Source organism: Amycolatopsis sp. lyj-109, assembly GCF_046548995.1.
GTDB lineage: Bacteria > Actinomycetota > Actinomycetes > Mycobacteriales > Pseudonocardiaceae > Amycolatopsis.
Window position 1 is genome coordinate 1 of sequence record NZ_JAJPWR010000070.1, and the last position, 595, is coordinate 595.

At 62.4% G+C, this 595-nt stretch carries 1 protein-coding gene; it reads right to left on the bottom strand.

Features of this window, described 5'->3' with window-relative positions; genetic code table 11:
* On the bottom strand, positions 1-528 hold a 528-nt coding region (locus ACLJQF_RS48855), incomplete at its 3' end, for a DUF222 domain-containing protein (protein WP_410617527.1).
* Positions 529-595: the final 67 nt, after the last annotated feature.

Consider the following 595-nt stretch of genomic DNA (forward strand, 5'->3'; position numbering starts at 1 on the left):
GGGATCCTTCGGTTCGTTCCCGTCCGGATCGAGCCAGGCGAGCAGGTTTGCTTCGGCGTCGGCGAGCTGCCGGGGACCCGCGTCGCGGGCGAGGGTGGCGAGGATCTTCTCCGCACTCGCCCGATCCTCAACAGAGGTATCGGCCGGGAGCTTCTTCAAGACCTCCAGGATCTGGTCGATCCGCTCATCCCCAACCAGTCCTTCCGCGGCGACAGCAGCGGTAGCCGGTGCGACAGGCGGAACCTCGGTGCCATCCAAGGCCCGGGTCGGGTTCAGGGCGATGGCCCGGTTCACCACCGCACTCGCCTCACTGACCGACAATCCCGCTATATCGGCGAACCAGTTCGCCGTACGGCCATAGCCGTACAAGTCTTTGACGCCCCGAGATTCGACCTCCGCCAGGAACCGCCCCAGTCCGGCGGTGGTCATCCTGATCACCTGCAAAGACTGCTGCACGCCATGGGCAAGCTCCAGCTTGCCGGCGCGCCACAGTTCCTGCGGCAACTCGGGAAGGAAAGTCTCGGACACCCCACAAGAATACCGCAAAAAAAAATCGAACAAGCGTTCGTAATTTTAAGCGACAATGAAATCGAAC